This is a genomic window from Weissella sp. MSCH1 (assembly GCF_045799135.1).
In the GTDB taxonomy this organism is placed as follows: Bacteria; Bacillota; Bacilli; order Lactobacillales; family Lactobacillaceae; genus Weissella.
Genome location: NZ_JBJMBA010000033.1, coordinates 40,122 through 63,370, shown reverse-complemented (window position 1 = coordinate 63,370; position 23,249 = coordinate 40,122). Strand labels below are relative to the sequence as shown.

At 43.5% G+C, this 23,249-nt stretch carries 22 protein-coding genes and 1 tRNA gene; 22 read left to right on the top strand and 1 reads right to left on the bottom strand.

Annotated features, from left to right (window positions below; genetic code table 11):
• Positions 1-77 precede the first annotated feature (77 nt).
• The 19 genes from ACJ28U_RS03800 to ACJ28U_RS03710 all read left to right on the top strand — a co-directional run bounded on the left by ACJ28U_RS03800 (position 78) and on the right by ACJ28U_RS03710 (position 20,292).
• Positions 78-791 carry a response regulator transcription factor gene (locus ACJ28U_RS03800; RefSeq protein WP_407618425.1) on the top strand — a complete coding sequence of 238 codons (714 nt, stop codon included), beginning with the start codon at positions 78-80 and terminating at the stop codon, positions 789-791.
• Between the two features lie 8 nt (positions 792-799).
• The gene (locus ACJ28U_RS03795; RefSeq protein WP_099088059.1) at positions 800-2,170 is read left to right on the top strand and encodes a cell wall metabolism sensor histidine kinase WalK; all 1,371 of its coding nucleotides are present in this window, start codon (positions 800-802) and stop codon (positions 2,168-2,170) included.
• A gap of 40 nt (positions 2,171-2,210) precedes the next feature.
• The gene (udk, locus tag ACJ28U_RS03790) at positions 2,211-2,843 is read left to right on the top strand and encodes a uridine kinase (RefSeq protein WP_010373641.1); all 633 of its coding nucleotides are present in this window, start codon (positions 2,211-2,213) and stop codon (positions 2,841-2,843) included.
• A gap of 25 nt (positions 2,844-2,868) precedes the next feature.
• Complete coding sequence (pepA, locus tag ACJ28U_RS03785) at positions 2,869-3,942, top strand: glutamyl aminopeptidase (RefSeq protein ID WP_407618424.1); 1,074 nt, start codon at positions 2,869-2,871, stop codon at positions 3,940-3,942.
• Between the two features lie 27 nt (positions 3,943-3,969).
• Positions 3,970-4,608, top strand: a complete 639-nt coding sequence (gene ytpR, locus ACJ28U_RS03780; RefSeq protein WP_099088057.1) for a YtpR family tRNA-binding protein — start codon at positions 3,970-3,972, stop codon at positions 4,606-4,608.
• 16 nt (positions 4,609-4,624) lie between these two features.
• Entirely contained in the window at positions 4,625-5,050 is a 426-nt protein-coding gene (locus ACJ28U_RS03775; protein ID WP_099088056.1) for a hypothetical protein, read from the top strand.
• Between the two features lie 100 nt (positions 5,051-5,150).
• Complete coding sequence (gene murC / locus ACJ28U_RS03770; RefSeq protein ID WP_099088055.1) at positions 5,151-6,491, top strand: UDP-N-acetylmuramate--L-alanine ligase; 1,341 nt, start codon at positions 5,151-5,153, stop codon at positions 6,489-6,491.
• A gap of 146 nt (positions 6,492-6,637) precedes the next feature.
• Positions 6,638-7,369 (top strand): Bax inhibitor-1/YccA family protein, encoded by a 732-nt coding sequence (locus tag ACJ28U_RS03765; protein WP_099088054.1) that lies wholly within the window; start codon positions 6,638-6,640, stop codon positions 7,367-7,369.
• A 98-nt stretch (positions 7,370-7,467) separates the two neighbouring features.
• On the top strand, positions 7,468-10,182 hold the full coding sequence (polA, locus tag ACJ28U_RS03760; RefSeq protein WP_407618423.1) for a DNA polymerase I: 2,715 nt from the start codon (positions 7,468-7,470) through the stop codon (positions 10,180-10,182).
• A 189-nt stretch (positions 10,183-10,371) separates the two neighbouring features.
• Positions 10,372-11,205 carry a bifunctional DNA-formamidopyrimidine glycosylase/DNA-(apurinic or apyrimidinic site) lyase gene (gene mutM / locus ACJ28U_RS03755; protein ID WP_407618422.1) on the top strand — a complete coding sequence of 278 codons (834 nt, stop codon included), beginning with the start codon at positions 10,372-10,374 and terminating at the stop codon, positions 11,203-11,205.
• Positions 11,206-11,208: 3 nt separating this feature from the next.
• Positions 11,209-11,802, top strand: coding sequence for a dephospho-CoA kinase (coaE, locus tag ACJ28U_RS03750; RefSeq protein ID WP_407618421.1), 594 nt, complete (start codon positions 11,209-11,211; stop codon positions 11,800-11,802).
• A gap of 14 nt (positions 11,803-11,816) precedes the next feature.
• Positions 11,817-13,172, top strand: a complete 1,356-nt coding sequence (locus ACJ28U_RS03745; RefSeq protein WP_407618420.1) for a DnaD domain protein — start codon at positions 11,817-11,819, stop codon at positions 13,170-13,172.
• Positions 13,173-13,178: 6 nt separating this feature from the next.
• Positions 13,179-14,123, top strand: coding sequence for a primosomal protein DnaI (dnaI, locus tag ACJ28U_RS03740; RefSeq protein WP_099088049.1), 945 nt, complete (start codon positions 13,179-13,181; stop codon positions 14,121-14,123).
• The gene (locus tag ACJ28U_RS03735) at positions 14,123-15,229 is read left to right on the top strand and encodes a YibE/F family protein (RefSeq protein ID WP_407618419.1); all 1,107 of its coding nucleotides are present in this window, start codon (positions 14,123-14,125) and stop codon (positions 15,227-15,229) included. The genes dnaI and ACJ28U_RS03735 overlap by 1 nt, the downstream gene beginning before the upstream one ends.
• A complete protein-coding gene (locus tag ACJ28U_RS03730) occupies positions 15,226-16,017 on the top strand; it encodes a YibE/F family protein (RefSeq protein ID WP_407618418.1) in 792 nt (263 codons plus the stop codon). Before ACJ28U_RS03735 ends, ACJ28U_RS03730 begins: the two co-directional genes overlap by 4 nt.
• 98 nt (positions 16,018-16,115) lie before the next feature.
• Complete coding sequence (locus tag ACJ28U_RS03725; RefSeq protein WP_010373616.1) at positions 16,116-16,805, top strand: response regulator transcription factor; 690 nt, start codon at positions 16,116-16,118, stop codon at positions 16,803-16,805.
• Positions 16,806-16,820: 15 nt separating this feature from the next.
• Positions 16,821-18,293, top strand: coding sequence for a HAMP domain-containing histidine kinase (locus ACJ28U_RS03720; RefSeq protein ID WP_099088046.1), 1,473 nt, complete (start codon positions 16,821-16,823; stop codon positions 18,291-18,293).
• A 60-nt stretch (positions 18,294-18,353) separates the two neighbouring features.
• Positions 18,354-19,355 (top strand): nucleoid-associated protein, encoded by a 1,002-nt coding sequence (locus tag ACJ28U_RS03715; protein ID WP_010373612.1) that lies wholly within the window; start codon positions 18,354-18,356, stop codon positions 19,353-19,355.
• Positions 19,356-19,473: 118 nt separating this feature from the next.
• A complete protein-coding gene (locus ACJ28U_RS03710) occupies positions 19,474-20,292 on the top strand; it encodes a glycoside hydrolase family 73 protein (RefSeq protein WP_407618417.1) in 819 nt (272 codons plus the stop codon).
• A 46-nt stretch (positions 20,293-20,338) separates the two neighbouring features.
• Here the strand turns inward: ACJ28U_RS03710 and ACJ28U_RS03705 are convergent, their stop codons facing one another.
• Entirely contained in the window at positions 20,339-20,767 is a 429-nt protein-coding gene (locus ACJ28U_RS03705) for a hypothetical protein (protein ID WP_010373607.1), read from the bottom strand.
• 255 nt (positions 20,768-21,022) lie between these two features.
• Here ACJ28U_RS03705 and yjeM point away from each other — a divergent pair, with 255 nt between their 5' ends.
• The 3 genes from yjeM to ACJ28U_RS03690 all read left to right on the top strand — a co-directional run bounded on the left by yjeM (position 21,023) and on the right by ACJ28U_RS03690 (position 23,136).
• Complete coding sequence (gene yjeM / locus ACJ28U_RS03700; RefSeq protein ID WP_407618416.1) at positions 21,023-22,507, top strand: glutamate/gamma-aminobutyrate family transporter YjeM; 1,485 nt, start codon at positions 21,023-21,025, stop codon at positions 22,505-22,507.
• Between the two features lie 105 nt (positions 22,508-22,612).
• Entirely contained in the window at positions 22,613-22,987 is a 375-nt protein-coding gene (locus ACJ28U_RS03695) for a hypothetical protein (RefSeq protein WP_099088042.1), read from the top strand.
• A gap of 77 nt (positions 22,988-23,064) precedes the next feature.
• Positions 23,065-23,136: transfer RNA gene (locus tag ACJ28U_RS03690), tRNA-Gly, on the top strand.
• The last annotated feature ends 113 nt before the right edge of the window (positions 23,137-23,249 follow it).

Below are 23,249 nucleotides of genomic sequence, written 5' to 3'. Positions count from 1 at the left end.
GGCTCAGAATTAGCGGGCGCGTAAGTATCTTTTCGTGTTAAACTTATTAGTAATTAATATTTTGAGGAGTCTGTTATATGGCAACAATTTTAGTTGTAGATGATGAGCCATCATTGGTGACGTTACTGTCATACAACCTGACTAAATCAGGCTTCGAGGTTGTAACCGCTACATCGGGTGCCGAGGCACGAAATCAGTTGGCAAATCATGCTATTGATTTGATGCTGCTAGATGTCATGTTACCTGGTAAGAGCGGTGTTGACTTAACACGGGAATTGCGAGGCGAACAGAATCGTATTCCAATTATTATGATTACCGCCTTAGATGACGAAGTTGACAAGATTTTGGGTCTCGAAATCGGGGCGGACGATTATGTCACGAAGCCATTTAGTCCACGTGAAGTGATCGCACGCGTTCGGGCGGTTTTGCGTCGTTTGGATAAACAACAAGAACCGCAAGTAACCAAAGCACCAACGAAGCTAAAACAATTTGGTAACTTAACAATTGATTTTGACAAGATGGTTGTGCAACGGCAGGGTGAAATTGTAAAGCTAACACCGAAGGAATATGAGCTATTGGCTTATATGGCAGATCGTGAAGGACGGGTGCTAGACCGCGAAACAATTTTGCATGGCGTCTGGGGCTACGATTATGCTGGACCTGACACACGAATGGTTGATATGCACTTGTCGCATCTCCGTGATAAGGTAGAAGACGATCCTAAACACCCAGTTCATTTAAAAACCGTGCGTGGCTTTGGCTACCGGTTTGATGATCAAGCGGTAGATTAGGGGGCCGTATGCATACAGAATTAATGCAAAACGCCAAAAAGTTCGTTGCTTTTTGGTTTTTATATGCGGTTTTAATTTGGCTGATTTTGTTCGTGGCCTCTGCATTAGGCGACCAAGTTGTCTCATTAAAATTCCACGTGCTGGTATTACTCTCAATGTTTTTGTCGGGTGCCACAACTTTGGCTCTGGATTTACAACAACAACGTCGTGATGCTCACATGGCTATTTTTATTGACAAACTGCGCGATCTACATACTGATAATACGCGAGCTGGTCATATCTTAATGCGACCTGACGACTCGTTAGCACCGCTAGCGGAAGCGATTAATGATGTGCAACGCCTAAATCGCGATCGCATCAAATTGTTGCAACAACAGGGCAGCACTTTAGCTGCCCTAATGACAAATATGCCATTAGGTGCGTTGCGTATTACACCAGAACGCACGATTATCCAAATGAATGCCCAAGCGCAGGAGATGCTTGCTGTTGACCGTGACGCACTAGGACGAGATTATTCGGACGTTATTAAGCATCACCGCTTAATCTCATTGTTGGAGCAGGCTTTAAAAATGGAGACACAAGTTCGCGAATTAGTTAAGTTTGATAATCGCATGCTTGATGTTTCGTTAGTCTACTACGAAACACGCGAACGACATCACGAACTATTGGTTTTGCTATATGATATGACCGAAGTTACGCAAATGCAGGACATGCAAAGCGCGTTTGTTGCTAATGCATCGCATGAATTACGAACCCCCTTAACGGCAATTGCTGGTTTCACTGAGACACTGTTAGCTGGAGCCAAGGATGATCCGGCGGCTTTAGATGAGTTTTTGCATATCATTCAAAATGAGACAAGTCGCCTGTTGGCGTTGACTGAAGACATTCTAGCATTAGCGAAATCACCAGAACGTTTGTCCAAGGTAGCACCTGTGAATGTTGCAAATATTGTGACAGAAATCTTTGAGGCAAACAAAGCGGCTGCCGATACGTTAGGATTACAGCTCCAGAATGAAATTAGTCCGTCGTTTACAGTTAACCAGGATGAAAGTGTGGTTCGACAAGTTTTGACGAACTTAATTGTTAACGCGATTAAGTATAATCGGCCAGGTGGTCTTGTAAAGGTTGCCGCAATGGTGACGGCTAGTGAATTTGTGATGGCTGTGAAAGATACTGGCTTAGGTATTTCAAGTGAAGAGCAAAGTCGGATTTTTGAACGTTTTTATCGGATTGACAAGTCGCGGAACCAAGCAATTCCCGGCACCGGTCTGGGATTAGCAATTGTGCAGGATTTGGTGTCAAAATCGCAAGGAACGATTGAACTTGACAGTCAGGTTGGCGTTGGGTCTACCATTACAGTGAATTTGCCACTACAATAGTAATAATATAAAAAGTGTATTGAAGAAAGAGGATTGAAAAATGTCTAACTCACGTCCAGTTGTTATCGGGGTTACGGGTGGTTCAGGGTCTGGAAAGACAACAGTTAGCCGCGAAATTATTGAACGCTTGAAGGGCGAGTCTGTGGTGATGATCCCACAGGATGCATATTATAAGGATCAAGGTGATAAAAGTATGACGCAACGTGTTGCGACAAACTACGATCACCCAGATTCATTAGATAATGATTTGTTGATTGCGCAACTTAAGCAATTGTTGCAACGTGAAACAATTGAGCAACCAACTTACGATTACGCGGCACACACGCGTTCAGACAAGACAGTGACAGTTGCTGCCGCTGACGTTATCATCGTTGAAGGCGTTTTGTTATTCACAGAACCTGAACTTCGCGATATGCTTGATATTAAGGTTTATGTTGATACAGACGATGATTTGCGTTTCATTCGTCGGATGCAACGTGATATCGTTGAGCGTGGCCGTACGACAGAATCGGTGGTTAACCAATATTTGGCGACAGTTAAGCCAATGTACCACCAATTTGTTGAGCCAACTAAGCGTTATGCTGATATTATTTTGCCCGAAGGTGGTGCAAATGTTGTCGGAATCGGCATGTTGGAAGCACAGATACGTGCAATTTTAGACTTACATAAGTAATTAGATTAGAAAGTGTGATTGCAAGATGGAAGAACGAATTTGGAATCGAATTGTTAAGTATACCGAACTGCAAGGCACATCAGGTCAAGAACATGCCGTTAGAAAGGCATTTCGCGATGATTTGACGCCCTTAGTTGATGAAGTTGTGCAGAATGGTCTTGGTGGCCTATATGGTATCCGTAAGCATTCGGATGCAGATGCACCACGTGTGATGTTTGGGGCACACCTAGATGAGGTGGGCTTTATTGTCACAGCAGTTACGGCTCGAGGCATGTTAGTTGTAGCACCGGTTGGCGGTTGGAATCCTTATACCGTTTCAGCACAACGCTTCACGCTTTTTACTCGTGACGCATCGTATCCAGTTGTCTCTTCAGCAGTCTCACCACACTTCTTACGTGAAGGTGGCGAAAACGGGGCACCGAAGATTGAAGATATTCTATTTGATGGTGGCTTTACATCACAAGACGAAGCATGGTCTTTTGGGATTCGTCCAGGTGACTTTATTGTCCCTGATGTCAAAACTGTTATGTTGGCCAATGGTAAGCGCGTTGTATCAAAGAGCTGGGATAATCGCTTTGGGTTAGTGACAATTTTGAACGCACTTGAAAATTTGCAACATGACGCGTTACCAAACACCTTGATTATGGGCGCTAATGTGCAAGAGGAAGTCGGCTTGCGAGGGGTCGGCCCAGCCGTCAACCAGCTCCAACCAGATTTATTCTTTGCCTTAGATTCTTCTGCCGCTGATGATACTAAGTCAGATCAGGCGCAAGGCCGAATGGACGGAGGCGCCTTGTTACGCGTCTTTGATCCGGGTGTCATTATGCCATTACGTCTAAAGGAATTTGTGCTTGATACAGCCAATGATGCCCACATTCCGTTGCAGTACTTTGTTGCGAAGGGTGGTACGGACGCACATGGCGCACAATCACAAAATAACGGTATTCCTTCAGTTGCCTTGGGGGTTGCTTCTCGCTATATTCACACGCACCAGACGGTTTGGTCAGTGGCTGATTTTGAGGCTGCCCAAGCATTGGTTGAAACCCTTGCTCGTAAATTAGATAAGACAACCGTTCACGATATTGTGTACGGTGATTAATTAATAATAGAAATGGAGACTGACAATATGTTGATTGCCAGCTATAACCCAGCCGGAATGGGTGATGTATTAGTTGTGCTAACGGCCCCAGCTGCTGAGCACACGTTTGAACAAAAAGAGAATGTTGTCCGCATTGCAGATGAGCAGAACATGACGCTTGGTTTTAATTTTTTGCATGCGTCAACGATGTTGGATTTGCCCGAAACAGTTGGTCAAGTATTTTTGACGTCAGATGATGTCGCTAAGCTAAATGCTGTTTTAGTTGAAGCTGGTTTTGAAGCAGAGTTGGTTGCTGATGAAACGCCTAAGTTTGTCGTTGGCTACGTCGAAAAGGCTGAGCCACATCCAGATTCAGATCACCTGCAAATTACAACGACGGTTGTTGATAATGATGAACGGGTTCAAATCGTGTCAGGTTCACCTAACATGCGTCAAGGCATTAAGGTAGTTGTTGCCAAGGTTGGTGCGATGATGCCATCTGGCTTAATTATTTGGCCGGGCGCCTTGCGCGGTGTCGCTTCAAATGGCATGATTACATCAGGTCGTGAATTGCGTTTGCCTAACGCACCACAAGTGCCTGGTGCCTTGATTTTGCCGGATGATTTTGCTGAAGTTGGTACGCCATTTGACGCAAGTTCAGCGGAAGCACAAGCATTATTTCAATAAGGTGAGGTGATACCGTATGGTTGATCGTCGGCCTATTGTTTTTTATGAGCGCTTAATGAACACCTATGATGGTCAGGTAGCAGCTCTAATGGCAGCTAAAACCTCATATATCTTGTTAGCAACTGAAGACACAGATGCTGTTGATTTGACATCGGCTTCAGTCACGGTCGAGACACCGGCGCAAGCCATTGTGGTTACACCGCGGCATCAAGTTACGGTTGAAGTGTTGCAACCACGCGTTATGCCCGCAATGCCAGAAGTCGAACCGCTAGTAGAGGAGTCAAAGACGGTTGACCCAGCACCAGTCAAGCAAACAACCGTAGCATCAATGCCCACTAAGCCACACAAAGTTAAAACAGGCTTAGGATTAAGCCTTGACGATATCTTGTCGGAAGAAGCAAGTGTTGCTGCGCGTGGTGATAGTCAATATTTTGACAACTGATAAGTAAAAATAATGAAAAGAGCTCTGAGGCACCCGTGCCGAATAGCTCTTTTTTTGGTATCATAGTAAGTACTTACAAACAGATTGGACAGAATAGATAATGGACAAGGATACGTTATACTACTTTATTGGGATTAAAGGATCAGGTATGAGTGCATTGGCACTTATTTTGCATGATCAAGGCTTGCAAGTCGCGGGCTCAGACATTGATGAATACACGTTCACGCAAAAGCCATTGGCGGCAGCTGGAATCCCAATGTATAGTTTCGATGCAGCTAACATTAAGCCTGGTATGACGGTTATTCGTGGAAATGCCTTTAATGATGACCAGGTGGAAGTAGCGGCTGCGTTGGGGTTGGGTGATCAGATTAACTTGGTTACTTACCCAGATATGGTTGAAAATCTAGTTAAGCAATTCACATCAATCGGGGTTGCAGGGGCACACGGTAAGACATCAACAACAGGTCTTTTGGCCCACGTTTTGGCTGGAATTGCACCTACATCATACTTAATCGGCGACGGTACAGGTAAGGGTGTGCCAGATGCACGGTTCTTCATTTTCGAGGCGGACGAATATCGTCGACACTTCCAAGACTACACGCCAGACTATGCGATTATGACGAACATTGACTTTGATCACCCAGATTATTACACAGGTGTTGATGATGTTCGGAGCGCTTTTGAAGACTTTGGTAATCACGTCAAGAAGGGGATTTTTGCTTGGGGTGATGATGAACAATTGCGCAAGATGCAAGTTGATGTGCCCGTCTATTTCTATGGTACAAATCCAGAAACTGATGATTTTTACGCCAAAGACATTAAGCGTTCAACAACTGGTTCAAGTTTCGATGTTTACTATCATGATGAGTTTTTGGGTAACTTTGAAGTGCCTTTGTTTGGACAACACGGTGTCTTGAATTCTTTGGCGGTGATCGCTGTTGCGTACTTTGAAAAGATTGATGGCGACTTGGTTCGCAAGGAGTTGTTGTCTTTTAAGGGTGTTAAGCGCCGCTTTACTGAAAAGCAAGTCGGCCCCGTAACCATTATTGATGATTACGCACACCACCCATCAGAAATCACTGCGACGCTTGATGCAGCTCGTCAAAAGTATCCTGGCCGTGAGCTGGTAGCGGTTTTCCAACCACACACATTCTCACGTACCATCGCGTATCAAGATGACTTTGCAAAGTCACTTGAACTCGCAGACAAAGTATATCTAACGGAAATTTTTGCATCTGCTCGTGAGCAAGCGGGCGATATTTCGTCAAAAGACTTAGGGGCTAAAATTTCAAAGTTTGGTGGGATTGTATCACCAACTGATGTTGCGCCATTGTTGGATCATGAAGATGGGGTCTTTATCTTTATGGGGGCCGGCGATTTGCAAAATACAGAATTTGCGTTTGAAAAGATTTTGGCAAATACGCAAACCAATTTGCAGTAAACCAAATTGGCTTTTAGCTTAAAAATTATTTAACCTTAGTGCGACTTTTAATGTTGTACTAAGGTTTTTTGGTATAATAATAGTATGGGGTTAGTAATTGAAACACCAAACCATTGCCGAATAGGGCAACGAAAGAGGTAGACTATATGGATAATTTTGGTTTTGAACAACAAGGACCGCGTTTGGTAAATCCAGACGCAACAGGTCTAAATGATTTCTTTAAAAAGGTTTACACCTACATGGCGTTGGCTTTGTTAGTAACAGCAGCGACAGCATATCTTGGTGTAACACTGTTTGCCGCACAAATTGCAGCTATATTTAGTAGCACAATGTCATCATTGGTGATGTTTGCCGTGATGATGGGATTTGTCTGGTTATTTTCTAGTCGTGTGTACACAAATCCCGGCCAGGCATTCGGAATGCTAATGGGATTCTCTGTGTTGAACGGTGTAACCTTTGCAGTCATTGGATTGACAACTAGCTTGGGGATGATTGCCTCTGCTTTCTTCACAACGGCTTTGTTGTTTGCAGGAATGGCCTTGTATGGCTTTACAACAAAGAAGTCGATGTCGTCACTTTCAAGCATCTTGTTTGGCTCGGTAATCGCTTTGATTATTGGCGGTATCATCAATATGTTTTTCTTTAACAGCATTGTTTACTTGTTCTTGTCAGTTGTCGGTGTTGTCGTATTTGCGATTATGACGGCCTATGATATGAATCGACTTAAGACGATGTATATTGAGTACGGCTCACAAGGTGACGCCACACTGACACAAGGATTGGCTGTGTCAGGTGCCTTGTCATTGTACATGGACTTCATCAATTTGTTTATTTATATTTTGCGTTTGTTCACGGCTTTTGGCGGCTCACGCGATTAAACTTAATTTTATTAACGGCATCTCTGCGGAGGTGCCGTTTTTCTGTTACTATATTAAGTATCAAAACGTTTGGGGGCATCCCCGGAAAAGAGATGAAAATGGCAAAACCAACATTACTTTTAATTGATGGTAATTCCCTGGCTTTTCGGGCATTTTTTGCACTGATCAATCAGGTTGACCGCTTTGTAAACCATGAAGGCCTTCATACCAATGCCTTAGTTGGCTTTAATAACCTATTAGATGGAATTGTCGATCCATTCAAGCCCGATTTGGCGTTAGTTGCCTGGGACGCTGGCAAAACAACTTTCCGCACGGGTAAATTTGATGATTACAAGGGTAATCGTGATAAGACACCACAAGAATTGGTTGAACAATTTGAACCGTTGCGTAAAATGGTGGAATTACACGGGATTAAGTCGTACGAGCTGCCAGGTTACGAAGCTGATGACATTATTGGGACAACGGCTCGCATGGGCGAGGCTGCTGGTTATGCGGTGACCATTGTGACCGGTGATCGTGATATGACTCAGTTGGTGTCTGATGATGTCTCAGTTTGGGTAACTAAGAAGGGAATCAGCGAAATTGATCATTATACGCCTGCAATGGTTGCGGAAGTCTATGATGGTCTCACACCAGCCCAAATTGTCGAAGTGAAGGGGCTGCAAGGCGACACAAGTGATAATTATCCAGGAGTTGCGGGTATTGGCCCTAAAACAGCGATCAAGCTAATGAAGGAATACCATACCATTCCTGAAATGTATGAACGTCTGGACGAAATGAAAGCCTCGAAGCAAAAAGAAAAGTTGATTGCCGGCAAGGAGGATGCACTCTTGTCGCGTGATTTGGCAACGATTCGGACGGATGCACCGGTTGATTATGATTTAACTAGTTTGACGTACAACGGACCGGATTACGAGGCAATTATTCCGTTCTATCAACATCTTGATTTTAAGGCTCAACTAGTAAAGTTGGCGAATCAGGGGCATACCATTCCAGTACCTACGGGTATGCAGAATGGGGACGATGGTGAACCGGCTCATGATATGAACAATACGCCATTGGAAGTCCGTTCATTAACGGCCACTAATCTAACGCATATTGAACAGCTTGGTGATGAGATTAGTTTTTATCTTGAGCTTGATGATGAAAATTATCATACGGCAAACCCAGTTGGTTTTGTGATTGGTAATAACGAACACGGCTATTTTGTGAGTCGCGACATTGAGTTGCTGGTACAAGGCACACCGGTTAACCGAATTCTACAAGATCCAACTGTTAAAAAGAACGTCTTTAATGCGAAGGGCACGATTGTTGCATTACGTCGCTTAGGCCTAACATTGCCTAACGTCGCATTTGATTTGTTGTTAGTTGCCTACTTGCTTGACGCAAATGACAACAACAATGATATGGGGGCTTTAGCCCATGAAAATGGTTACTACGCCGTTCGCACGGATGAAGAAGTTTATGGTAAAGGCGCTAAATTTGCGATTCCTGAGGCGGATGAGGATCTTTTCGAACACTTGGGGCGCAAAGCAATGGCTATTCAATATTTGAAGGACCCATTGATGGCGAAATTGACAGAACACGAACAAACACAGTTGTATGATGACATTGAATTGCCACTGACGTATGTACTGGCCGATATGGAAGCGACCGGTATTACAGTTGATGCGAATACGCTACTTGAGATGCGAAGTAAATTGACTGAGCGGTTAGCGGAACTCGAGCAAACTATTTACCAACAGGCCGGCCACGAGTTTAACGTGCAGTCACCAAAGCAGTTAGGTGTAGTCTTATTTGAAGAGATGGGTTACACCCCAATCAAGAAGACGAAGACAGGTTATTCAACAAGCGTAGAAGTTTTGGAGCAAATGGGCGATGTACCGCTAGTTGCCTCGATTTTGGCTTATCGTCAAATTGCAAAGATTCAATCGACTTACGTTGAAGGATTACTACGTGTGATTCACGGTTCGGATTCTAAGGTACACACGCGTTATCTGCAAACCCTAACTCAAACTGGTCGATTGTCGTCAGTCGATCCAAATCTACAAAATATTCCGGTCCGGATTGAAGAAGGACGTCGGATTCGCAAAGCCTTTGTACCACGTGAGAAGGGGTGGCGAATTCTAAGTGCTGATTATTCACAGATTGAGTTGCGTGTCTTGGCACACATTACAGGCGACAAGCACTTACAAGAAGCGTTTATCAATGGCGAGGATATTCACGCGGCAACAGCGCGTCGTATTTTCGGAATCGGTCCGGATGAGACAGTCGACGGTAACATTCGTCGTCAAGCCAAGGCGGTTAATTTTGGTATCGTGTATGGTATTTCTGATTTTGGTTTAGCAAAAAATATTGGTGTCTCACGAAAGCAAGCTAAGCAAATTATCGACACGTACTTTGAACAATATCCTGGGGTGAAGACGTGGTCTGAAGAAATTATCGCCGCAGCACGCGAGCAAGGATATGTTGAGACGATTGCACATCGTCGTCGTTACTTGCCAGATATTAAGGCGAAAAATTTCAATTTACGTAGTTTTGCTGAACGCACAGCCATGAATTCACCTATTCAAGGCTCAGCGGCTGATATTATTAAAATCGCCATGATTAACATGGAGAAGGCGTTGCGTGACGCTGGTTTGCAAGCTAAAATGCTCTTGCAAGTACACGACGAATTGATTTTTGAAGCGCCTGAGTCAGAATTACCAATTTTGCATGAGCTTGTACCACGTGTCATGGATTCAGCAATGAAATTGGATGTCCCTTTGATTGTTGCATCGCATGAAGGTGAAACTTGGTATGATGCAAAGTAACGTTTAATCGCATACTGACACTGTAAGCATTAGTTTCGGCTAGTGCTTATTTTTGTATTTCCAGGTTAATAAGTCACATGAAAAATGGTAGACTAGAAGATACCGAAAACATAAAGTTTGCTTTAATCCATGGGTGCTAGCCTAGGAATAAAGTGTTAATGAGCACATGCCAAAGGGGGATGAAGACAGATGCCAGAATTGCCAGAAGTCGAAACAGTCCGACGCGGGTTAACCCGCTTAGTTGTCGGGCGAACTGTACAAGGTACTGCCGTACGGTGGGAGAAAACAGTCGACGGCCTATCACCGGAGGAATTTGATGCTGAACTAGCCGGGCGACGAATTGAGGCGATTGATCGTCGCGGTAAATACTTACTGTTCCGCTTTTCCGGCGGGATGACCATGGTGTCTCACTTACGAATGGAGGGGGCGTATTATACTGTGCCGGCAGGAATCGAGCCGGGTAAGCATGATTTAGTGACTTTCCACTTAGATGATGGCATCGATTTGTTGTATCGTGATACACGTAAATTCGGTCGGATGAAATTAGTGCCCGACACGGAGGCGTTACAAGTTGCTGGCTTAGCCAAAATTGGTCCCGAGCCAACCGAGGCGACTTTAAGCTTGGCCTATATGGTGGCAGAGTTTGGTAAATCACGCATGCACGTGAAGCCGTTTTTACTAGATCAAAGTCATATTGCTGGATTAGGTAATATTTATGTTGATGAAACACTATGGCAGTCAAAGATTCATCCTTTGACACCGGCAAATAAACTTTCTGAAGATGAGTTAGCGGTACTTCGGGACAATATTATTGCTGAATTAGCACGGGCAACCGAACATCACGGCACCACTGTGCATAGTTTTACCACCGCATTCGGGGAAGCTGGTGAGTTCCAAAATGAGCTACAAGTTTACGGACGGGTTGGTGAACCTTGTTTACGATGTGGTCATCCCCTAGAAAAGATGAAAGTCGCCCAACGTGGGACGACTTTTTGCCCGGTTTGCCAAGTAGAAAAGGATTAAAACATGTTTAAATTAGGATTGACCGGTGGGATTGCCACTGGTAAGTCAACGGTATCAACACACTTCAAAGAGCAACACATCCCGGTGTTAGATGCAGACGTCATTGCACGTGAGATTGTTATGCCCGGTGAGCCTGCTTTAGCTGAGATTGTGGCAACCTTTGGAGAAGAGATGTTGCTGGCTGACGGTACGCTCAATCGTCAGGCACTTGGGTCAGTTGTCTTTGGTAATCCCGCCAAATTGCAGCAATTGAATGCCATCACGCATCCGCGGGTACAAGCATCCATGCGGGCGCAAATTGCCGCACATGAAGCTGCAGGAGAACCACTAATTGTATTGGACATCCCACTATTATTAGAAGGAAATAACGCTGCCGGCGCCGATGCGGTAATGGTTGTTAGTGTGCCGGAAGAGGTGCAAAAGCAACGGCTCATGGCACGTAATAATCTGTCTGAAGAGGCCGCTTTAAAGCGGATTAACTCGCAGATGTCTTTGGCCGAGAAACGCCAGTTGGCTGATTATGTTATTGATAATGCTGGCACAATTGCTGAAACCTATGCACAAGTGGATGCCGTGTTAGCACAAATTTTGCATTAAAAGGAGCAAATGGGATGACTGAATTTAGTATTCGTCAGCGCTATCGTTTGATTTACGATGAACCTATCAATTTAGCTGCCGTTCAGTCATTGACTAAGGTTTATTTGCCAATCATTGGACGAGACGCATTTACTTTGTACTTAAACTGGGCGATGCTTGGCGAATCCACGGATGCCGCCAATCAACATGCTGATTTGTTGGATGAACTAGCCATGAGTCAGCAAACGTTTTTGACTGCCCGTGAAAAGCTTGAGGGAATGGGACTACTGAAAACCTATCAGCAAGAAACCAGTTTTGGCGTACAATGGGCGTATCAATTGTTCCCACCAATGGCAATGAAAGCATTTTTGGCAGATATCATGTTATCAAGTTTGTTGCATCACTATCTGGGGGATGATTCATTCGAGCGGCTAATTGCTGAAACTAAGCCCAATGAAACGACAATTCCTGGGCAAAATGTCTCAAAGTCCTTCTTCGATATGATGGGGCAAGAATCCTTCCAACGATTGCCAGCCGCTCCGTTCCAGAGTGATGATACAAAGTCAACGTTGCAACGTGAAATTGCCGCGAGTGATCAGCAGCTGAACATTACCTTGATGGCTGATATGTTGCAGTCTTTCGGTATTACACAAAACGACCTACGTCAAAACCAAGCGGATTTAATTATTCAAAAGAGTCTCTATGGCTTGAGTGATGTCGAATTGGTGCGGTTGATTCAGGGGACGGTCGATGCTTCCGGTAAGCTAAGCATTACGAATTTACGCCAAACATTACGGCGAACATACGAGCAAGGACAGCGTGTTTCAGATGCTGTTCAACAGGTAACTGAAAGTCAGCCTAAAACGACAACGCCTAATGAACCAGTGGCGACTAGCAATCCGGCAGCTGGAATTATTCAAACCGCTCGGACAACCGCCCCGTTGGTTTTTCTTAAGAGTCTCCGTGAGAATGCAGGCGGGTTTGTGACTGATAATGAAGTGCGGGCTTTGAATGATATTGCGCAGCTGGATAAGATTAAGCCGGAAGTCCTTAATATCATGTTGTTCGAACTTACAGTTGTTGAAAAGCGTACGAATCTTAGCAAAGCGTTGCTACAAACAATTGTGAACGACTGGGCACAAGCCGGTGTCACGACAGCAGTTGATGCGATGACTTATCTTCAGAAGCGAACGAAGCAAAGACAAGAAAAAGCACAACAAAGTGGTAAGTCGGGGGCAAAACGTTGGCAGCGTAAGGAACCGGTTGTTAAGGAGACCCGTCCGGATTGGGAAAATCAAAAAGCAACGGCGGTTTCGACTGAAGATGCAACGGCGGCTAAAAATGCGCTTGCCGAACTGCGTGCGCGAAGACAACAATCAAAGAAGGAGTAATAACGTATGGCAGATGAACCATTTAATGTAGGCGAAGCGTTAAATCAATTTATGGATAAAAAACACTTACATGCTCGTTATGCAGCAATTCAAAAGGAAGTGTTCGAACAACCGGATATTAAGGCTTTTTTTCAAACCCATAAAGATGAATTATCGCGTGAACTGGTGAATCGGGACTTCTCAGTTTTGTATGAATACTATACGCAGCAAAAGAATGCTGCGGCTGGTAAGCCGGTTGTGCATACAGGATATAAGCCCGTTCTTGCGCTAGCTGAAAATCGCATTGTCATTGTCTATCAACCAGATGAAGCGACTTTGGCCGCACAGCGATTACGTATGCAAGCTAATTTAGTTCAATCGATTGGCATGCCCAAGTTGATTGAGCGTGCCCGTCTTGATGATTTTTCAGAAGCGGACGCTGACCGGAGCGCGGCATTCACAGCTGTGATCGCTTTTGTGAGTGCTTATATTGCAAACCCTAAGCAATACCATCGTGGTCTCTATATTCATGGATCATATGGCATTGGTAAAACTCACCTAATGGGGGCCATGGCCAACGAATTGGCGCAGGAAGGGATTCCAGTAACGCTCGTGCATTTCCCAAGTTTCGCGGTTGAAATGCGTAGCGCCATTGGATCAAAGGAAAATCCGCAAGATAAAATTAACACGATTAAGCAGGTGCCAATTTTGGTACTTGATGATATTGGTGCCGAATCAATTACTGCTTGGATTCGCGATGATATTCTAGGTGTCATCTTAGAGTACCGCATGCAAAATGAACTACCGACATTTTTCACCTCAAATTTCTCGATGAACCAGCTTGAAACAGAGCATTTTACCGTGACTAAGGACGGCGCAGAGCCAGTCAAGGCCGAACGGTTAATGCAACGCATTCGTTACCTGGCTAAGGAAATTCAAATGGCCGGTGAGAACAGACGAGTGATTGATTAATGGGAAAGTACAAGCGAATTTTGCCATGGGTTATTTTGGTCTTTATCAGCCTGCTGTCAGTGGTTGTCCTGCGCCATAACGCACCAATGTACGACACACCAATTGGTGAGGTAACCCATGTACAAACCACGAAAACGGGCCATTCAAGTGATCAATTTGGTAATCATGTCAAGACAACGACACAACGTGTAACGGTTAAGCTTTTAAACACGACACATAAAGGACGGGTTTTGACGATAGTTAATACGTACGACAGTGCGATGGCTATCAATCAACCGGTAAAACCCCATAATCAAATTTTCCTATCGCGGGCTGATGATGCGACCTGGCAATTTAAAACGCTTAAACGTGACACTGTTTGGGTGCCTGTGATGATATTTGTACTTGGTATTCTTATCATTTCAATGGGGCGGGCCGGTCGACTGACGGTTTTATCACTTGGTATTAATATTTTGTTATTTATCGTTACGGTCACGCTTGACTTGGTAACTGACAATGGGAACATCTTCTGGCTGTTTATGATTTTTAGTGTTATTGCGGCCGCTTTGACACTTGGGCTAGTAATGGGCTTTAGAAATCGACAAATGTGGGTGATTTTCTTAACGGTGCTGACCGCGACGGCGTTAGCACTCTTAATTTCGGAGATTGTCTTTACGGTTACTAAACAAAATGGCCTACACTTTGAACTCATGTCATATATTACGCAATTACCTAAACCTTTGTTTATGGCTATGACACTCGTCGGTGTGTTAGGGGCTGTGATGGATGAAGCAACCGATATGATTGCGACGTTATTTAGTGTTCAGAAAGAGCGGCCTGACATGACCATTCGGGAAATCGTTGCAACTGGACGTCACGTTGGTCAAGAAATTTTTGGTGCCTTAAGTAATACCTTGTTTTTAATTTTTATGGCCGAACAAATCCCGATGGCGATTCTGTATTTGCGAAATGGCAATAATTGGGGCTTTACGTATATGATGAACATGTCATTGGGGATGATTCAAACATTAATTAGTGCTATCGGAATTGTCTTAACCGTACCGGCAGGGATTATTTGGGTATTGATCGTTCGTAAATGGCAGCGACGAAAGGAGGCCTTGTCATGAGTGTCACCTTAATGTTGTCGTTAATTCTATTAGCCTTGATGATTATTATCGGGGGCATGAAGGGAATCGGCGCGTTTGTCAGCCTCTGGATTAATTTTGCCATAATGGTAGTGATGATTATGCTGATTAATTTCCAGTTTAATGCCTTGGCTGTCCTTCTAGTGGGTGGTGCGTTTTTATTGACGGTTACGATTCTAAGCGCATGTGCTGACGAACGGACAACGACCATTGCACTGATGGCCAGTTTCATCGTCATGTTCGCCTTAGTTATTTTGATTTTGCCAGCTGAACATTTAGCGATGGCACAGGGATTTGCTGAGGAGAATTCTGAAGAACTCGAAGGCTTATCACTTGGTATTAATATTAACTTTGTCACACTGGGCATTGTTGCAGCATTGCTAGCCACCCTTGGGGCAATCGCTGAGGCTGCCATCGCAATTGCGGCTGGTATTGGCGAGTTATTGGCCGATCAACCCCAAATGTCGTTGGTTAACCTTGCCAAGTCCGGGCAACATTTGGGTCAACAAATTATCGGAACCGCTGTGAATACGGTGTTGTTTGGGTTTATGGCTGATTTTTTGAGCCTGGCCATTTGGTTTGGTAAACTAAACTATAGCCTGGGTGAAATTGTGAATGCGAAATTATTTACCTCATCAATGTTGAGTTTGCTCTATGCCATTTTAGGTGTCATTGTCATTTTGCCAATTACGATGGCCATTTTTTTGTGGCAACAACGTCGTCAATTGCAGACGGACACGAGGACAAATCACGATTATGACGGCAAATAACTAGGATTTATTAGAAAACCATGTTATGCTAGTTTTAAATATGTCATGACTTTTTGGGAATGACCATATCCTGTAGAAAGTAAGATGAGGTATAACACATGAGTAGTGTCCTTGTTATTGAAGATGAAGTAAATTTGGCTCGTTTCGTTGAACTTGAATTGCAACACGAAGGTTACGAAACGCATGTGGAAGATAATGGTCGTGGCGGCTTACAAGCTGCCTTGGATAACGACTATGATTTAATTTTATTAGACTTGATGTTGCCTGAATTGAGTGGGCTAGAAGTGGCTCGCCGTTTGCGCGAAGTAAAAAATACCCCCATTATTATGATGACTGCACGCGACTCAGTGATTGATCGCGTTTCAGGTTTGGACTACGGGGCGGATGACTACGTTGTGAAGCCTTTTGCGATTGAAGAATTGTTGGCCCGCGTACGTGCGTTGTTGCGTCGTATTAACATTGAAACAGAAGAGCACAGTACCCACCAAAGTGTTGTCCGTTACCGTGACTTAACTGTTGAAAAAGAAAATCGTATTGCCCGTCGTGGTAACGATATTATTAATTTGACTAAGCGTGAGTACGAGTTGTTGCTGATTTTGATGGAGAACATTAATGTCGTCCAATCTCGTGAAGAATTGCTGAAGAAGGTTTGGGGATATGATTCTCAAATCGAAACCAATGTTGTTGACGTCTATATTCGATACTTGCGTAACAAGATTGATCAACCAGACTCACGAGCATCTTATATCCAAACCGTTCGCGGTACAGGATATGTGATGCGTCAGTAATCACGGGGGCCGCTAATGGGTAGTGAAACATCCATTATTAAAGAAACACCGCAACGGAAGGGGCTCTCACTTAAGTGGAAGTGGGCCCTAGGTTCTGCTGCCGGTGTTTTTTTAATATTTATTATTTTCGCTTGGTTCATGATTCAAGCATTTTCGACACAGATGCTAAAGACTGAGCGTCAGCAAGTTAGTTCGTCGCTTGAAGTCGTAACGACGCGGTTGCAAAATTTAGATGAATCTAAGTTGCTACCTGCTAATGTCGATGACATGTTGCGTCCAAAGTCAAATGACCTAGATAAAGTGGTTAACGATCCAGTGCTACAGCAAATCACGCGGCAAGACTACACGGTTCGCGTCTACAATGCGAACGGAGCGCAAGTTTATCCGATTGGCGGGCAGGGAGTGGCTTTTCGCAAGGTGACGCATCAGGAAATCACGTTACAACACGATCATGGTCCCGCGATGCTGGTTGGTCGACAGGAATTACGGAATACAGCCAATAAAGTTATTGGGTACGTCGTTATTGAAAATCATTTGACCAGCTATCACGCGACATTTAATCGTGTTTATATGATTATTGTTATTCTGATTGGCTTAGGCTTGTTTTTGGTGGCTTTGTGGGGGTACTGGTTATCTGATTATCTATTACGGCCAGTTAACAACATCAAGCGCGTGGTGGATGAGATTCAATCTGATCCGCAATCACAAGCACGGGTTGTTAATGAGGACCGAAAACCCGACGAATTGACGGACCTATCTGATTTGTTGAACGATATGTTGAATCGTATGCAGCGCTTTATTTTGCAACAACATCAGTTTGTGGAAGATGTCTCACACGAATTACGGACACCAGTGGCCATCGTTAAGGGACACATGGAGTTATTGAATCGTTGGGGTAAAGATGATCCAAAAATTTTGGATGAATCAATTACTGCTTCTTTGCAAGAAATGCGTCGCATGGAAGGGCTTGTCTCTGAGATGCTTGACTTAACACGTGCGGATCAAGTTGAGTTGACATTCCGAGACGGTGATACGGACGTTAAGGATATGATTAATGGGATTTATATGAACTTCCAAATGATTCACCCAGACTTTACATTTGGGCTGGATGATGATTTAAAGGGGCCAACAATCGTTAACATGAACCGTGATCACTTAGAGCAAATCTTAATTATCTTGTCGGATAATGCTGTGAAGTACAGCCAGAATCGTAAGGAGATTCATTTTGCGGCATCGCGTTCTGGCAATATGGTTGAGTTGGCCGTGCAAGACTTTGGTGAAGGCATCAGCCCAGAAGATGCGGCCCGCGTCTTCGATCGTTTCTACCGCGTCGATAAAGCACGTTCACGTAAGCAAGGTGGTAATGGACTTGGCTTGAGTATTGCGCAAAAGTTGGTCGAGGGTTATGGCGGACATATCGAACTCGAATCAGCAATTGGGCAAGGATCAATTTTCAGAATCACGTTGCCTATTAAGCAGCAAAAATAGTAAACTATAAGTTGCGACTGTCTTCCGGTCGCAACTTTTTTTACAGAAATCGAGAGCATTATGATACTAAAGCACGTTATTTTACATATTTTGGATAAAGACGCTGGCAATCTAATTGCCTCACAGGCTGAGATTGATTTAACACAGCCAGGGCTACACGATTATCTGGAAAAAATCATCCTAAAATTTCAGACTGGTGATTATAAGCCAGGCACATTAACCGGTGAAGATTATTTGGCGCAAACTATTGATGATAATAACGGGCTAACGTTTGCCGAAAAGACGACACAACTGGCTGAAAAATTATTTGATAATATTGCCGCAAGTGAGGCCGTACCGGCTGGTGACTTATTAAGCTTTGAATTTGCTGAAGGAACTGATGATTTTTTCGGTCTCATTAAGTTAAATTTTGCACCGCGTTACGCCCACATCGTGGATTATCGGGATGATCAACTAGTTAACAACCTCGTGCTTAACCAGGCTGTCTTGCCGGGTGCTAATCAAAAAGCGGATGAAGGAATCATTGTTAACTTAATGACCGGCGATTATATGTTGGTTGAAAAGCAATATTTGATTGATGGTCACCGCATCAATTATTTTTCAGAGCGTTTTTTGCAATTGGAACCCGAAGTTTCTACCAAAGACAATATCAAAACAATCAAGCGAGCCGTGAAAACAGTTGCTGACAAATTTGATGTTCCTGAGCACGAAGCAATGGCGGCCACCCAGAGTGCGATTTTTGATTCCGTTCAGGAGGATGGTCAAATTAATACTGCTGACATTGCTGAGGCCGTTTTTAAAGGTAATATTTCTGCAAAGCAGGCTTATCAAGAAGTCATTGCGGATAAAGAGATTGAGACTGAAATTGCCGTACCAAATGTAGAGCGCTATGAAAAGAAATACCGGCTCCAACGTTTCAAATTAGATTCAGGGATTGAAATTGCAATTCCGATGGATATCTACCAAGATCGCAGTAAGGTGGAATTTGTGAATAATCCAGATGGCACAATGTCGCTGGTTATTAAAGATATTGAATCAATTGTCAATAAATTCACGTCATAAGGTAATTTTTAATTGATTACACAGTGATAGTTCTTGATTTTGTCATGGTTATCACACCTGTTTTACGCAGAAGCGCGTTATAATTTATGTATTGATATTAAATAGGGGAACATTAATTATGGCCTGGCCTTTTAAGAAAAAAATTATGTTAGCAGTTGTGCCTCTAACGCTATTTAGCGCTGGTGTGACGACATCGCTAACTGTACACGCAGATAAAAAAGTACAACAAAAACCTGCTACCCAAGATTTTGACTTGGATGCCTTTTCAACGGATCTTGATAAGATGGATATGATGGTCGGACCGGTCAAATTCTCATCAAGCTCAGTTTCTATCCATGTTGCAAAATTAGCAAAGGGGACAACTGAGGCGAGTCCGATTCCAGATTCACCATTAGCAAATGGCACGCTACCCGCGGCAGCAACGCCTAAGCTGACTGATGGTAAGTTTGATATCCGTACGACGCTTTGGAATAAGGAAGCTGACGATGCAGAAACGTTCTTTAATACGATTGCGCCAGATGCACAACGTGTGGCCATTTCATATGGTGTGCGCCCATCCGTCTTGATGGCCCAAGCCGCACTGGAATCCGACTTTGGACGCTCGTCATTAGCCTCTGTATACAACAATTATTTCGGAATTAAAGCTGTCAGTGGTCAGGATAGTGTTGATTTACCAACTAACGAAGAAGTTGATGGTAAAACCGTCCGAGTAACGGCTGCCTTTGCCCGCTATGATTCAGCCGTTGATAGTATGGTTGCCAATGCTAGTTTGTTGCGCAATCATGAAATGTACTCAGGAACTTGGCTAGAAAATACGAGTTCTTACTACGATGAAACAAAGGCGTTAACAGGAACTTACGCAACAAGTTCGTCGTATGCACGAAGTTTGAATGCAGTTATCACAACTTATCGTCTAGCAGCTTTGGACATTAAGTAATAAAAAGCACCACCTAACAAGACTTGTTAAGTGGTGCTTTTTACATTTAATCTTCAGTTTCGTCTAGCTCGGCAGACTTTTGTAGCAGTGCTTGAAGCTCATTCTTACGACGATCGCGCGGAATAAACAACCCGAGCATGTCTTCATTAATACCTGCCATAACGTGGATAACTTCACCAGCGTCGTTAGTCTCAACTGTCAATGGTGACTTCAGTGACTTGTTAGGACTAGCGATGACATCATTGATGGTCCAATCATCAATTGACATCCCGCGTGGATTTTTGAAAATAGTCGCTTCTGGATCCTCAGCGGCGCAAATTGCTCGCATTGTTGGGATAGAAACGGGGAGGGCAGATGAGTCTTTTAATTGAACCAATTCATATGCCAAGTTGTTACGTTCGAAAAAACTCTCAACCGACTTTAACGCATTAAGTGCAGACGTGCGGTGAGAAAATGAGTATACCGTGACAGTCATGGAATTCCCTCAATTCATGTAATTACTAATGTATCCATTGTTTCACATATTAAAAAACAGTCAAGTGTTTCAATTGAATAACAAGGATTTCTTTGTTTCAATTTTGTCGTTTATGAAAATATGATTGTAATCGAATGACATTTCGATTTGATTTCACGAGTTGAATTGTCATGCCCTGGAAACAAGCGTAAAATAGCTACCTGTATATTTATGAATTTTTCATAAACGATAATCGAATATTTAAGGAGTTTTCTCATGGATAAGAAGCGTATTGGCCTTGGCGCCCTCGTCATGATGATGTTTACCACCATCTTCGGGTTTGCCAATGGTCCAGTTGCGTTCGCACGTATGGGCTACGCGGCAATTATTTGGTACATCCTGGGAGCATTGCTATTCTTCCTCCCAACATCAATGATGTATGCTGAATTTGGGGCATCATTTAAAGATGCTAAAGGTGGTATCTACTCATGGATGGAACGATCACTTGGTAAGAAGATCGCGTTCATTGCGACGTTCATCGGACTTGCCTCATGGATTATTTGGATGATTTCAGTCTCACAAAAAGTCTGGATTCCATTGTCAACGTTGATCTTCGGTAAAGACATGACGACTACGTGGTCACTATTTGGTATGAATGGTGGCCAAACAGTTGGGGTACTTGCGGTTGTCTTCGTCATTGTGGTTGCTTTCTTTGTCACCCGTGGTGTTAAGTCAATTTCACGTATTTCAGCCATTGGTGGTATGTTTGTCATGGCCTTGAACGTTATTCTGGTATTGGCCTCAATTGCCGTGCTAATCGGTCACGGTGGTCATTTTGCTGAGCCATTACGTTGGCACTCATTCTTGGTTTCAGGTAATCCTGACTACAAGACAATTGGGCAAATGATTTCATTCGCTTTGTATGCTATTTTTGCCTACGCTGGTTTGGAGCAAATGGGTGGTATCATGGAGGATGTTGATAACGCTGAAAAGACATACCCAAAGGCCGCGCTAATTGCGACAACAATTATCGGTCTTGGTTATGCTGTCTCGATTTTGCTTTGGGGTGCCTCATCTAATTGGGCACAAATCGCTGGTGATAAGAGTGTTAACTTGGGAAACATCACGTACGTCTTGATGAATAACCTCGGTACGCAATTAGGCGATGCATTTGGCATGAGTCATGCTGGTGGCGTCTTGCTTGGATCGATCTTTGCACGCTTTGCTGGTGTTTCAATGTTCTTTGCTTACGTTGGTTCATTCTTTGTCTTGACGTACGCGCCTTTGAAGTCATTCATTTTGGGTTCTCCTAAGGAAGTTTGGCCAAAGAAGTTCATTGCTTTGAACAAGCATGATGTACCGGCTGTTGCAGTCTGGTCACAAGCAATCTTGGTTTCAATTCTAATCATTTTGATTTCATTCGGTGGAAAGAGTGCCACACAGCTTTACTTGGTTTTGACAAATATGGGTAATGTGTCATCAACACTACCATATGTCTTCCTGGTGGCAGCTTTCCCATTGTTTAAGCGTCTCAATGATGTTGAACGACCATTTGTGTTCTATAAGAGCCAAACGGTTACTTGGATTATTACGATCCTAGTCGAAGCATTGACCATCATTTCAATTATTTTGACGATTATCTCACCATTCCAAACTGGTGACCTGTTCGGTGGAATCTGGACAGTCGCAGGACCAATTTTCTTTGGTGTCTTAGCTTGGGTACTATTTACACTTGGCGAAAACCGTCACGGTAAGTTGTAATATATAGAAAAACGTGTTCATTGTGGACACGTTTTTCTTTTGCAAATTTTCGAAGACGTGCTATATTTTTAGACAATATTAAGAACGGTGAAGGAGGTTATACATATGGCTGAAGAAAACTATACCCCAATTGATGAATTAACGAGTGAAGAGCACACCTGGTATGCAGTTCGCATGGTTGGTGAAGAAGTCGACACGTTATTAACAGCTGCCCCAGATTACGATGAAGCTGTTGGGATTGCACATCGTACAGCACAGCAATTTCCAGACTTTAAACTCACTGTTCAAAAGGTTATCGGGGTATTCATGGATAATACCCGGTATGATAAAATGACTGATTTAAACTGGTATGGGGTTATGCCAGCTCGTCGTAAGGATAATTACATTACCCAGATTTTCTCAAACTTCAAGGACCTGAACGATTTTTTACAAGATAATCGCGCTGAAAAGTTTAGATTTGTCAGTTTATTAGCGGACTAAATTAATTAAAGGGTTGACGTTTTCAATACTAACGTGTAATATAATATATGTTGTTGAGGCGATGATATATATTATATGCGGATGTAGTACAATGGCTAGTGCTCCAGCCTTCCAAGCTGGGAATGCGGGTTCGATTCCCGTCGTCCGCTTTTCGGCTCTATACTTTCTGGTGTTGGTGGAAGAAATTCCATCAACACCTTTTTGTGTTTAATTCTTAATTGCAAAAAGAAAAACACCAGTTTCCTGATGTAGACTAAAGTCG